The sequence below is a fragment of the Photobacterium toruni genome, from assembly GCF_024529955.1.
GTDB lineage: Bacteria > Pseudomonadota > Gammaproteobacteria > Enterobacterales > Vibrionaceae > Photobacterium > Photobacterium toruni.
Map to the genome: position 1 here is coordinate 2,379,976 of NZ_AP024854.1, position 13,382 is coordinate 2,393,357.

Genomic DNA, 13,382 nt, shown 5'->3' on the forward strand with positions numbered 1-13,382 from the left:
TCACTCGATCCCCTTCTGCTACAATGCGCACAATTATCTTATTGTCACTTTGATTAAGAAGCCTTCATGCCTAATTCTAATTTTACCCAAACCGCTGCCTTCATTTGGTCTGTTGCTGACCTACTTCGCGGTGATTTAAAGCAATCTCAATACGGTCGTGTCATTCTGCCATTTACCCTGCTACGTCGTCTTGAGTGTGTACTGGAAGAAAGTAAAGATGCGGTTGTTGCTCAAGCTGAAAAAGTAAAAGCAATGAACCTACCAGAAGAAGCACAGGAGAAAATGATCCTACGTGCGACCCTTTCTTCTAAGACAAATAAGGGCTTATCGTTCTTCAATACTTCACCGATGGATCTAGGCAAAATAGGTCAAAGTGACATTAAAGATAACCTAGAAAACTACATTCAGTGTTTTTCTACCGATGCCCGTGAAATCTTTGAACACTTCAAGTTTGATGAATTTGTCGGTTTACTGGATGACGCTAACCTACTGTTCAAGGTAGTAAAGAAATTCGCTACCACTGACCTTAGCCCAAGCAAGGTATCAAACCATCAGATGGGGTTAATCTTTGAAGAATTAATCCGTCGTTTTGCGGAAAGCTCAAATGAAACCGCAGGTGAACACTTCACCCCTCGTGACATCGTAAACCTAACTACATCGCTTGTTTTCGTTGACGATGAAGAGTTTTCCAAAGATGGTGTGATTCGTACTATCTACGATCCAACAGCGGGTACAGGCGGTTTCTTATCATCAGGCATGGAATACGTCTATGATCAAAACAAATCAGCTCGTATGGTTGCCTTTGGTCAAGAATTAAACCCAGAGTCTTACGCTATCTGTAAAGCCGATATGCTCATCAAAGGGCAAGACGTTAGCAATATCAAATTAGGTAACACCCTATCTAACGACCAACTACCAGCCGATCAATTCGATTACATGCTGTCTAACCCACCGTTTGGTGTCGATTGGAAAAAGATCGAAGGTGAAATCAAAGACGAACATACTCTAAAAGGTTTTGATGGTCGCTTTGGTGCAGGTTTACCGCGTGTGTCTGACGGCTCATTACTGTTCTTGATGCACCTTATCAGTAAGATGCGTGACACACACAGTGCAGACGGTAGCGTTAAAGATGGTGGTCGTATCGGTATCATCCTAAACGGTTCACCACTGTTTACAGGCGGTGCAGGTAGCGGTGAAAGTGAGATCCGTCGTTACATTCTTGAAGCGGATTTATTAGAAGGCATCATCGCCCTACCGACCGATATGTTCTACAACACAGGCATTGCGACCTATGTGTGGGTGCTATCCAACAAGAAAACATCTGAGCGTAAGGGCAAAGTTCAACTGATTGATGGCTCTAACCTGTGTGGCAAGATGCGTAAATCGTTAGGCTCTAAGCGTAACCTAATGAGCGAAGACGACATCAAACTCATCACTCGTACTTTTGGTAACTTTGAAGTGGTTGATGCCCGTGAGTTGGATAAGCCTACTGAACAAAAATCCAACCGTGGTCGTCAATCGTCCACCAGCAAAACAGAAGCACCAAAGACATTCGCTAGTAAGATTTTCAATAGCACTGACTTTGGCTACCGCCGCTTAACCATTGAGCGTCCATTGCGTCTATCGGCACAAATCACCGATGCAGCGATTGAAAGCCTACGCTTTGCACCAAAGCCACTCAATGCGCCGATGGAGCGTTTATATAACGAGTTTGGCACTGCGTGGAATGAAGATAACTACGGCTACCTTGCTGAAGTCGAAACCGAAGTGCGTGCACTCATCAAAGCCGAGTTTAGCGAACTAAAAGAAAAACAAATCAAAGATCTGTTAGATAGCAAGTTGTGGTTATTCCAACTTTCGCTAATGGACAAAGCCCAACAACTACAAACAGCAGTTGATGCTATGTTTGTTGAAAAAGAAATGGCTGGTGGTCGGAATGTAGTGAGCAACGATTTCAACCAATTCGATATCACCATGAAAGGCGCATTCAAAACAACAGGGATTAAATTTGATACCAAAGAGAAGAAGCAATTCTTTGATGCGGTAACGTTTAAGAACCCAGACGCTGAGCCTGTGATCAAGAAAGTCATCAAAGAAGCCGCGCAGCCGTTATATGGCTCATTTAACTACAACGGTAAGGTGGTTGAGTTCCAACCAGATGGCGACCTACGTGACAATGAGAATGTGCCACTTGATTCTAACGTTACCACCACAGAGCTAATTGAAAGCTACGTCAAGCGTGAAGTATTGCCACACGTTAGCGATGCGTGGATCAATGCCGATAAGCGTGATGAGAAAGATAGTGAGATTGGTATTGTGGGTTATGAAATTCCGTTTAACCGTCACTTCTATGTGTATCAACCACCTCGTGCGCTCGAAGCCATTGATGAAGATTTAGCACTGGTCAGTGATGAGATTATGAGCCTACTGCAAGAGGTGCGTTCGTAATGAGTCAATATACAAACTATCTAGACTTTAAAGAATCGAACATAGATGCTCTTAATCAATTGCCCTCTCATTGGGAAATAAAGCAAGTTAGATATTTATTAAAAGATGGAGCAGAAGGAATAAAGATAGGTCCATTTGGTAGTGCCCTCAAACTTGAGGATATGGTAGAGAGTGGCTTTCGAGTTTATGGTCAAGAGAATGTAATAAAAAAAGATTTTTCTTTGGGGAAAAGACAGATTTCACTCAAGAAGTTTCTTGAAATGGATGTTTATAGAATTTTCACTAATGACATCTTGATTACCATGATGGGAACAAGTGGAAAGTGTGAAATTGTCCCTGAAGGTATTCAAGAGGGCATTATAGATTCACATTTACTGAGGGTGAGGGTAAAACCTGAATGTATAGTACCTAACTTTTTTAAATTGCTAATAGATGAATCACCTGAAATTGAGTATCAAATAAAAACTCAAGGTAAAGGTTCTATTATGCATGGACTAAATTCCGGGATAGTAAAAAGCCTTTATTTACCGATACCTCCAATAGGTGAGCAGAATCTAATACTAGCCTTTCTCGATCACGAAACGGCAAAAATCGACACGCTTATCGAAAAGCAGCAGCAACTTATCGAACTGCTAAAAGAAAAACGCCAAGCGGTGATTAGCCATGCGGTCACAAAAGGGCTAAACCCTGACGTACCTATGAAAGATTCAGGTGTTGAGTGGTTGGGTGAAGTGCCAGAGCATTGGAATTTACCAAAATTAATTCACATAACCACGAATATAGGAGATGGATTACATTCAACTCCTAAATATCAAGATAATACTGGTTACTTTTTTGTTAATGGTAATAATTTAGTCAATGGTAAAATTACTATTGGTGCAACAGCAAAAGAAGTACCAGAAAGTGAATATCATAATCACTATATTCATTTAGATAGCTCTACTGTTTTTTTATCAATCAATGGAACAATTGGTAATGTTGCCAAGTATAATAATGAACAAATAATTTTAGGTAAAAGTGCCGCATATATAAATTGCACCGATACAATATCACCAGATTATTTGATGCTATTACTTAGAACTAACGAATATCGTAGATATTTTGATTTAGAGGTAACAGGAACAACAATTTCTAATTTGTCTCTAAATTCAATAAGACAGATGAAAGTATGTACTCCTACATTCGAAGAGCAAACTGAGATAGTAAAATACTGTCACTCAAACGAGCATAAATATAATCTTCTAATTGAATCAGCTCAAAATGCTATCAATCTTATGCAAGAACGCCGCACAGCCCTTATCTCAGCAGCCGTCACAGGCAAAATTGACGTTCGTAACTGGGTTGTACCCACCACCAGCAGTGACACCAATGAGGCAAGGCAGGAGGTAATCGCATGAGTAAGGACACCACAATTGAACGCATCTTTCAGGATGAAATTATCGCTCAAATGGTAGCTAATGGTTGGAAGCTAGGAAAACCAGACCGCTATGATCGTGAACGTGCGCTATATTGTGAAGATGCGCTTCACTTTGTGCAAACCACCCAACCTAAAGAGTGGGAAAAGTTTGCCAAGGTGTACCCGAATGACACCGAGCGTCACTTTCTTGATGCGCTGGTGGCACAACTGAAAAAAGCCGACAGTAACGCTACAGATGCCTTATCGCGTACTTACGGCACGTTAGGTGTACTTCGTCACGGCTTGAAGATTCGCAATGCCCGTTTCTCGCTGTGTCAGTTTAAACCAGAGCACAACCTGAACCCTGAAACACTGGCACGTTATGAGCAGAACATCTGCCGTGTCGTACCTGAGTTAGTTTATAGCCCTTACGCCACCGCAGAGCACTTAGCCCTAACAGGCAAGAAAGCCAAAGCATGGCGTATTGATTTGGTACTGTTTGTAAATGGCTTACCTGTATCAACTCTTGAGCTGAAATCTGAGTTCAAACAAGCGGTACACAACGCTATTAAGCAATACAAGCAAACTCGTTTACCGAAAGATCCTGAAACCAAAAAGCCAGAGCCATTACTGACCTTCAAACGGGGCGCATTGGTACACTTTGCTGTAAGTCAATACGAAGTCTTCATGGCAACCAAGCTCGCTGGTGATGACACCTTCTTCCTACCGTTTAACAAAGGCACGAAAGAAGGCGGGAAAGGTAACGATGTACCCGAAGATCAAAACCGCTACGCCACTGATTACCTATGGAATGAAGTATTACTGCCTGAGAACCTATTAAAAATCTTAGGTAGCTTCATTCACCTACAAATTGAAGAAAAAGAAGATTGGGAAGGACGCAAGTACAAGAAAGAAACCCTGATCTTCCCTCGTTACCATCAGTGGGATGTGGTGCGTAAACTTATAGGTGCAGCCGTTGCTGAAGGTACAGGCAATAAATACCTCATTCAGCACAGTGCAGGTTCAGGTAAATCAAACTCGATTGCATGGACAGCCCACCAGCTCTCTACCCTGTATGATGAGCAAGGTGAAAAGCAGTTCCATTCAGTGATTGTGGTTACAGACCGCACCGTACTTGATGATCAGCTTCAAGATACTATCTATCAGTTTGAACATGCTGATGGTGTGGTAGGACGCATCAACAACAAAGAAGGTGACGGTTCTAAGTCTGAAAAGCTGGCGGCTGCACTTGAGAACTCACAACCTATCATCATTGTGACGATTCAAACCTTCCCATACGTACTAAAAGCGATTGAGAACAGCGTTAGCTTAAAACAACGTAAATATGCCGTGATTGCCGATGAAGCCCACTCATCACAAAGCGGCTCTACGGCTCGCAAGCTTAAAGAAGTATTGATGACCGAAGAAGCCGATGATGATGTGATGCTATCGTCAGAAGATATTCTTGATGCAACCATGGCGGCACGTAAGAACAGTAATAACCTCAACTACTACGCATTTACTGCTACCCCTAAAGCCAAAACCTTAGAATTGTTTGGTCGCTTACCGAACCCTGATGAGCCAGCGTCTAGCACTAACAAGCCATACGCCTATCATGTGTATTCAATGCGTCAGGCAATCGAAGAAGGCTTTATTCTAGACGTACTCAAGAACTACACCAGCTATAAAGTGGCGTATAAGCTAGTACAGAAAATAGAAGCCTCTGATAAAGAAGTCGATAGCAAGAAAGCCAAGACCAAGCTTAATCAATGGGTACGTCTGCATGACTACAACATTTCACAGAAAGTAAAAGTGATTGTTGAGCACTACAAAAACCATGTGATGGGCTTATTAGGTGGTCAGGCAAAAGCCATGGTAGTAACTAGCTCTCGTAAAGAAGCGGTACGCTATAAACTAGCATTTGATAAATACATTACCGATAACAACTACCAACGCATTGCAGCAATGGTGGCATTCTCTGGTGAAGTGGAATTTAACGACAACGATCCTGATAGCTTTGCGCTGCTTAATCAGAAATTCACTGAAAACAACATGAACCCTAACTTAAAGGGTCGTGATATGCGTAAAGCGTTTGATAGTGATGATTACCAAGTAATGCTGGTGGCGAACAAGTTCCAAACGGGCTTTGACCAACCTAAACTGTGTGCAATGTATGTTGATAAGCCTTTAGGTGGTGTGGAGTGCGTACAGACCCTTTCACGCTTAAACCGTACTTATCTCGGCAAGGCTGAAAGCGGTACGTTTGTATTAGACTTCTTTAACGAGCCTGATGACATTCTCGAAGCGTTCCAACCTTACTATCAAACTGCTGAGCTGGTGGATGTCACCGATCCTAATCTTGTGTTTGATTTGTATGAAAAGCTACGTTCTAGCGGTATTTTCTTATGGAATGAAGTTGAGCAATTCTGTGTTGCCTTCCTAACCAAGAAAAAATCTAACGCAGCAGTCAGTAATATCTGTAAACCTGCGGTTGACCGTTGGCAGCATCGTTATAAATCAGCGATTGAGGCGTATATTCAATCGAAAAATATGTTCGAGCGCACCAAGAAGACCAAAGATGCAGTATTGATTGCCAATGCTGAAAACGCTTTTAAAGAATGTAAGCAGGAAAAAGACCGCCTAGAGATCTTCAAGAAAGACTTGGGTAGCTTTGTGCGCTTCTTTGAGTTCATGTCACAAATTGTCGATTATGAAGATAAAGAGCTAGAGAAACTGAGCCTGTTCGCCCGTTATCTACGTCCCCTACTGCATGAGCAAAACGTGCAAGAAGATGATATTGATTTAAGCAACGTCGAAATGAGCCACTACCGCTTATCAAAGATCCGTGAACAAGACATCAAGCTCAAAGAAGACGCAGCAGATTACAAGCTAGAGCCAACGACTGATGTTGGTACGGCTAAGCCTAAGGATAAGAAAGAAGACTTCTTATCGCTGATCCTTAACCGCTTAAACGAGTTATTTAGCACTGAGAACTTAACTGACAGTGACATGATCAACTACGCCAAGACTGTGCGTGACAAGTTATCAGAGAACGAAGCAGTAATGACCCAGATTAATAACAATACTCGTGATCAAGCCATGCTAGGTGACTTTCCACAAGCCATTGATGATGCGGTAATGGATAGTAATGAATCACACCAAGAAATGATGATGCAGTACCTATCAAACCCTGAACTGGCGAAAGGCTTCGCTCGGGTAGTGTTTGATATGTTGAAAGGATCATAGAACCACCAGCACAATGACTGTAGATTAAACTATTACAGTCATTATTTTTGTTCTTAATTTAATAACACAAGGACAGCATATCAGTGAGCGTTAAGGTATCTCATATTACGCACGTTAGTAATCTCAATAATATTATTGCTGAAGACTGCTTATGGTCTGATGCAAAACGTATTGAACTAAATCTAACTAATGAAAATATTGGCTATAGCCACATTAAGGCACGCCGCCTACAACATCCTGTAACAGTTGCTGCTGGTGGCTACATTGGAGAATATGTTCCTTTCAATTTTTGTCCACGATCAGTGATGCTATACGTCATACACCAAGGACATGAAAATTATCATGGTGGGCAAGAACAAATCTTGCACCTTATTAGTGATACTGACACCATTAGAGCCACTAACTCTGACTGTTTTTTTACTGATATTCATGCTGATTTAGCCTTTGCGGAGCAAATAGACGATTTTAGCCGTATTGATGAACTTGATTCTAAGAAAATTCATGCAAAATATTGGCAAGATTGCAAAGAAGAAAAACAGGCAGAATTTTTAGCTCACCAATCAGTTTCTTGGAATTGTATTCGACAGATTGGCGTAAAAACGCCAGAATTAGCCGAAGAAGTAAAAAAAATCATCGCATCATCTAACCACCAGCCAGATGTTGTAGTTAAACCTGAGTGGTATTATTAATTGAGTAGTTCACAATGATTTCGTACGTTAAAGGCAATATTCTTCACGATCAAGCTGATGCCATTATCAATACCGTCAATACTGTTGGCGTTATGGGTAAAGGCTTAGCTTTGCAGTTTAAGAAAGCATTTCCTGATAATTTCAAAGCTTACAAATTAGCTTGTGACAATAAAGAATTAACGACAGGGCAACTGTTATCTATACCTACTCACTCAATGAATGCCCCTTACTTTATTATTAACTTTCCAACTAAAGCACACTGGAAAGGTAAATCCAAAATAAAATATATCCGTGAAGGGTTAATCGCTTTAAAGAAAGAAGTTGAGCGTTTAAATTTAACATCAGTCGCTATACCCGCTCTTGGTAGTGGTTTAGGTGGATTGCCATGGCCTGAGGTTGAATCTGAAATCTTAAGCTCGTTAAGCGACATGCCTAATGTTGAGTGGCGTTTATATCCCCCTCAGAATGCCCCACAAGCTGAATTGATGATCAATAAAACTCCAAAGCCTAGGATGACAATTGGTCGTGCTGCTGTTATTGGCTTAATAAATCAATACCTATCAACAGGTTTACATTACAGACTATCACTACTTGAAGTTCAAAAACTGGTGTACTTTTTAACGGCATCAGGTGAAACACTGAATAAAGTCCAGTTTCAAAAGCATCACTATGGTCCGTATGCCGATGTGTTACGCCATGTACTTAATAAAATGGAAGGTCATTTTATTTCTGGCTACGCTGACGGTAAAAATACACCAGACGTTCCAATTTCATTGAAGCAAGATGCTATTACCAGTGCGCAGTCATTTTTAGACTCTCACCCAGAGACAAAGCATCACTTTGATGAGGTAACCAAACTGGTCAATGGCTTTGAGTCACCTTATGGCATGGAATTACTTTCAACCGTTCACTGGGTCGTTACTCATGAATGCGCAGGTGATGAAATTAATCCAGATGATGTAGTGAGTAAGGTTCACTCATGGAGTGAGCGTAAAGCGCAGATGAAACCTGTTCATATTAAGGCTGCATTTAAAAGATTATGTGATGAGCAGTGGTTAAATAAAGTTGCGCCATCTTTATAATAAAAAGCGGTATTTTAATAAATTACCGCTTTATTCTTACAGAGACTAACGAATAAACATGCCTCGATTCACGATAACATCAATTTCAACGTTATGATCTCTCAGTATCATTTCAACATTTTGTTTAACTTTATCGTTTGAAACATACAGCTTAAAAAAATTATCAACTGTTACTGTTTGTGGCGATAAACACTCAGCCATACAAACACTTCTTGATACATCATCACCATAATCTCGAAGATTCATATTATCCCAATCAATGCGATCCATCCCTTCCTCGTAATCCAAAATATCTAATTGTTGATTAGCTAAAGGATGTCGAGGAATTACCTGCCAGTTATTACCAAGTGCTATAGATCTACGTACCGTTATAAGAATAAAATCAGTCTCTGGGTAATCTATCTGAATCCGACCATCAAAAGGGTTGCCTGCAAAAAAATGAAAAGGCACATAACGTTCCAATCGATGAACAGCGCGACCACGTAAGATTTCGTGATCTGCTACATCACGAAAATTATCTAATTGAGCACGAGGCATTAAACCTGTATCTAAAATACCAGCAAGATTATTAATGCTTGTAATATGATATAATAGCTTTTGAGTTTGAATATCAGCCATTCGTTTTATTCCGTCTTATTAAAGTAGTTGTAAAATAAAATAAAACGCGAAAACAATATGCATCAAACATCACTTATTGCGTGATTTAATTTGTGACCTTCTCCCCAAAAAACCAAAAACAAGATCTACTTCACATAATACAAAAAATACACTAACAAAAACATTTAGTAGTACCGATAGTAGTATCGTCAATAATCAAACCGAAAAATAATAATTAAAAACAAATACATACAGCACTAATTACGATGACGCCAGCCCAAACGTTTGGAAAGGGCCACTTCTTTGGAAGTGGCCTTTTTTAATGCCTAAAATTCAGTAAAATCATCGTATTAGCTTAAATTTAATCTAAATCGACCACTTAAATCCCCAACAGATCTCTTCTTTCTCTCATCAGTTTCGAGAGTCTAGAGGCTGTTCACTCGATCCCCTTCTGCATGAGCAAAACGTGCAAGAAGATGATATTGATTTAAGCAACGTGGAAATGAGCCACTACCGCTTATCAAAGATCCGTGAACAAGACATCAAGCTCAAAGAAGACGCAGCAGATTACAAGCTAGAGCCAACGACTGATGTTGGTACGGCTAAGCCTAAGGATAAGAGAAGACTTCTTATCGCTGATCCTTAACCGCTTAAACGAGTTGTTCAGTACTGAGAACTTGACCGATAGTGATTTGATTAACTACGCCAAGACTGTGCGTGACAAGTTATCAGAGAACGAAGCAGTAATGACCCAGATTGATAACAATACTCGTGATCAAGCCATGCTAGACGACTTCCCTCAAGCAATTGATGATGCGGTAATGGATAGTAATGAATCACACCAAGAAATGATGATGCAGTACCTATCAAACCCTGAACTGGCGAAAGGCTTCGCTCGGGTCGTGTTTGATATGTTGAAGGAATCATAGAACTACCAGCACAATGACTGTAGATTAAGCAATTACAGTCATTATTTTTGTTCTTAATTTCATAACACAAGGACAGCATATCTGTGAGCGTTAAGGTATCTCATATTACGCACGTTAGTAATCTCAACAATATTAGAGCAACTAACTCAGATTGTTTTTTCACAGACATTCATGCTGATTTAGCCTTTGCCGAACAAATAGACGATTTTAGTCGTATTGATGAACTTGATTCTAAGAAAATTCATGCAAAATATTGGCAAGACTGTAAAGAAGAAAAACAGGCGGAATTTTTAGCTCACCAATCAGTTTCTTGGAATTGTATTCGACAGATTGGCGTAAAAACGCCAGAATTAGCCGAAGAAGTAAAAAAAATCATCGCATCATCTAACCACCAGCCAGATGTTGTCGTTAAACCTGAGTGGTATTATTAATTGAGTAGTTCACAATGATTTCGTACGTTAAAGGCAATATTCTTCACGACCAAGCAGATGCTATTATCAATACCGTCAATACTGTTGGCGTTATGGGTAAAGGCTTAGCTTTGCAGTTTAAGAAAGCATTTCCTGATAATTTCAAAGCTTACAAATTAGCTTGTGACAATAAAGAATTAACGACAGGGCAACTGTTATCTATACCTACTCACTCAATGAATGCCCCTTACTTTATTATTAACTTTCCAACTAAAGCACACTGGAAAGGTAAATCCAAAATAGAATATATCCGTGAAGGGTTAATCGCTTTAAAGAAAGAAGTTGAGCGTTTAAATTTAACATCAGTCGCTATACCCGCTCTTGGTAGTGGTTTAGGTGGATTACCATGGCCTGAGGTTGAATCTGAAATCTTAAACTCGTTAAGCGACATGCCTAATGTTGAGTGGCGTTTATACCCCCCTCAGAATGCCCCACAAGCTGAATTGATGATCAATAAAACTCCAAAGCCTAGGATGACAATTGGTCGAACTGCTGTTATTGGCTTAATAAATCAATACCTATCAACAGGTTTACATTACAGACTATCACTACTTGAAGTTCAAAAGCTGGTGTACTTTTTAACAGCATCAGATGAAGCCAGTTCATATTAAGGCTGCATTTAAAAGATTATGTGATGAGCAGTGGTTAAATAAAGTTGCGCCATCTTTATAATAAAAAGCGGTATTTTAATAAATTACCGCTTTATTCTTACAAAAACTAACGAATAAACATGCCTCGATTCACGATAATCTCAATATCAATATTGTGATCTTTAAGTATCACTGAGAGATGATACTTAACTATATCAAAACTTTTTTTTGACAAAAATGGATTAAATTTTGGAATCTAATCAAATGGATATTAATTCTGAAAAGTATAACAAAATACCAAAATTAACTTAGCTACTACAATTCAATATCATCAATTTTTTATTCCTTTGACTACCTTCTTGTTAATGAAATTTTTAGCCAGAGTAATAATAAGATTTAAAAAATCTCATATTATACCGATATGTATAAATAACGAAGACACTTATAATTAAATATACTTATATGTATAACCTACATATCGAGGAAAGAATGACAGACGCTATAAAACTATTGATGAACCCTCGAACTACCGCTATCGAATCAATTTCTCTTGATCAGTTACAAAATGCACTAAACAATCTGACTCAAATTGTAAATGAACGTATTGCAAAAGATGAACAAGAGAAATCTGCTGCAAAAGAACGTGAAGAAAAATTAGAAATTTATCGTCAAATGCTATTATCAGATGGTCTTTCTATCGAAGATCTTGTATCTATACAAAATAAAGCATCCAAAAAACCTCGTACAATACGCCCACCTAAATATAAATATATTAATGCTAAAGGTGATGAGAAAACGTGGACTGGACAAGGTCGGATACCAACAGTATTAAAAACAGCTATTGATAATGGGATTAACTTAGACGAATTTCTTATTTAAAAAATCCAACAAATAAAATACCACCTTCTTCGGTGGTATTTACCATTTAATATATATAAACATAATATAAATTATATCATTACAACTATAACGCCTATTATTAAGATTAAGAGGGCAATACTAAAAATTATAATATAATCAATAATTGTTAAATGAGAGTCCTTTGCTATTTTATCTTTAATTTGTTTTTTACGTTCTATTATTTGTTCATCAATAATAGATTGAAAACGTAATTTAACATATAGCGACTTCGCCTTATCATTATTATTTCCACAATCAGACATCGCTTTTAACCACAAACCATCTCTTTTATAGCCTTTTTGAACTTCATAGCTAATTTGTTTATATAATTGTTCCTCTCGTAAACGTTCTTCTGGCGTATTCTGATTCAATCTCATATTTGAACATATCCTTATGATGAAACAGTACTGTAAGTATATTAAATCTAAATAAAGCAGAAGCCTCAACGATACGCAAAAAAAAACCGTTCACTTTAAGTGAACGGTTTTATCATTAGGGGAATTTTATCTCAATTTTTCACTACGCATTTTATACATAGTCGCATTAAGCGATTACTCATCAATACCGCAATCAGTACAACTTTGTAATACAATTTCGTGTTCAAAAACTGCAACTTCGCTACCATCAGCGAGTAGATCTGCGATTTCCGCTGCGACTTCTTGCTCATCATCGGCTTTTACTTGATTAGCAAGTGCTTCTTCTGAATAGCCATAGAAGTTTAATAATAAGTAATCACGGGCTTCATCTTTAGTGCAAGTAACATTGACCAATAATTCTGGATCAACATTGTCTTGTGCAATCATTGCTGTTACTTGTGCGATAACTTCTTCTTTCATTGCTGGCGTTAACCAACCAAGATCCGCATTTACTGTATTTTTTTTACATTTGTAGCAAGGAAGTTTATGAAAGTAATATTGAAAGCTAGTCATGAGTCATTTCTTCTTTAAGTTTTGTATCATCCAATTATGAGCGTTTTCTGGCAAAATACTATCTCAATAGACTTTGAAAATGACAGCATCGCGTAATTTAAATGTC

At 38.8% G+C, this 13,382-nt stretch carries 13 protein-coding genes; 10 read left to right on the forward strand and 3 right to left on the reverse strand.

Going from position 1 to position 13,382, the window contains the following annotated elements:
* Window positions 1-66 precede the first annotated feature (66 nt).
* From OC457_RS11270 to darG (OC457_RS11290), 5 genes are all read left to right on the forward strand, one after another.
* The gene (locus OC457_RS11270) at window positions 67-2,448 is read left to right on the forward strand and encodes a type I restriction-modification system subunit M (RefSeq protein ID WP_080176437.1); all 2,382 of its coding nucleotides are present in this window, start codon (window positions 67-69) and stop codon (window positions 2,446-2,448) included.
* Window positions 2,448-3,845 carry a restriction endonuclease subunit S gene (locus OC457_RS11275; protein ID WP_080176436.1) on the forward strand — a complete coding sequence of 466 codons (1,398 nt, stop codon included), beginning with the start codon at window positions 2,448-2,450 and terminating at the stop codon, window positions 3,843-3,845. Before OC457_RS11270 ends, OC457_RS11275 begins: the two co-directional genes overlap by 1 nt.
* A complete protein-coding gene (locus tag OC457_RS11280) occupies window positions 3,842-7,090 on the forward strand; it encodes a type I restriction endonuclease subunit R (RefSeq protein WP_080176435.1) in 3,249 nt (1,082 codons plus the stop codon). Before OC457_RS11275 ends, OC457_RS11280 begins: the two co-directional genes overlap by 4 nt.
* An 83-nt stretch (window positions 7,091-7,173) precedes the next feature.
* Window positions 7,174-7,779, forward strand: a complete 606-nt coding sequence (gene darT / locus OC457_RS11285; protein ID WP_080176434.1) for a type II toxin-antitoxin system toxin DNA ADP-ribosyl transferase DarT — start codon at window positions 7,174-7,176, stop codon at window positions 7,777-7,779.
* A gap of 14 nt (window positions 7,780-7,793) precedes the next feature.
* Complete coding sequence (gene darG / locus OC457_RS11290) at window positions 7,794-8,861, forward strand: type II toxin-antitoxin system antitoxin DNA ADP-ribosyl glycohydrolase DarG (protein WP_262054056.1); 1,068 nt, start codon at window positions 7,794-7,796, stop codon at window positions 8,859-8,861.
* Window positions 8,862-8,906: 45 nt separating this feature from the next.
* Here the strand turns inward: darG (OC457_RS11290) and OC457_RS11295 are convergent, their stop codons facing one another.
* On the reverse strand, window positions 8,907-9,479 hold the full coding sequence (locus OC457_RS11295) for a DarT ssDNA thymidine ADP-ribosyltransferase family protein (protein WP_080176606.1): 573 nt from the start codon (window positions 9,477-9,479) through the stop codon (window positions 8,907-8,909).
* 445 nt (window positions 9,480-9,924) lie between these two features.
* Between OC457_RS11295 and OC457_RS11300 the strand changes: the two genes are divergently transcribed.
* The 5 genes from OC457_RS11300 to OC457_RS11320 all read left to right on the forward strand — a co-directional run bounded on the left by OC457_RS11300 (window position 9,925) and on the right by OC457_RS11320 (window position 12,326).
* Window positions 9,925-10,104, forward strand: coding sequence for a hypothetical protein (locus OC457_RS11300; RefSeq protein WP_210436121.1), 180 nt, complete (start codon window positions 9,925-9,927; stop codon window positions 10,102-10,104).
* 100 nt (window positions 10,105-10,204) lie between these two features.
* The gene (locus OC457_RS11305; RefSeq protein WP_210436120.1) at window positions 10,205-10,387 is read left to right on the forward strand and encodes a hypothetical protein; all 183 of its coding nucleotides are present in this window, start codon (window positions 10,205-10,207) and stop codon (window positions 10,385-10,387) included.
* Window positions 10,388-10,470: 83 nt separating this feature from the next.
* Complete coding sequence (locus OC457_RS11310; protein ID WP_159447897.1) at window positions 10,471-10,818, forward strand: DarT ssDNA thymidine ADP-ribosyltransferase family protein; 348 nt, start codon at window positions 10,471-10,473, stop codon at window positions 10,816-10,818.
* Between the two features lie 14 nt (window positions 10,819-10,832).
* Window positions 10,833-11,468 (forward strand): type II toxin-antitoxin system antitoxin DNA ADP-ribosyl glycohydrolase DarG, encoded by a 636-nt coding sequence (gene darG, locus OC457_RS11315; RefSeq protein WP_262054057.1) that lies wholly within the window; start codon window positions 10,833-10,835, stop codon window positions 11,466-11,468.
* Between the two features lie 468 nt (window positions 11,469-11,936).
* Entirely contained in the window at window positions 11,937-12,326 is a 390-nt protein-coding gene (locus OC457_RS11320) for an H-NS family histone-like protein (protein WP_159447857.1), read from the forward strand.
* Between the two features lie 71 nt (window positions 12,327-12,397).
* On the opposite strand, the gene OC457_RS11325 is transcribed toward OC457_RS11320, so the two are convergent.
* Both OC457_RS11325 and OC457_RS11330 read right to left on the reverse strand, forming a co-directional pair.
* Window positions 12,398-12,724, reverse strand: a complete 327-nt coding sequence (locus tag OC457_RS11325) for a hypothetical protein (protein ID WP_080175059.1) — start codon at window positions 12,722-12,724, stop codon at window positions 12,398-12,400.
* A 174-nt stretch (window positions 12,725-12,898) separates the two neighbouring features.
* Window positions 12,899-13,276 carry a hypothetical protein gene (locus OC457_RS11330; RefSeq protein WP_080175060.1) on the reverse strand — a complete coding sequence of 126 codons (378 nt, stop codon included), beginning with the start codon at window positions 13,274-13,276 and terminating at the stop codon, window positions 12,899-12,901.
* Window positions 13,277-13,382: the final 106 nt, after the last annotated feature.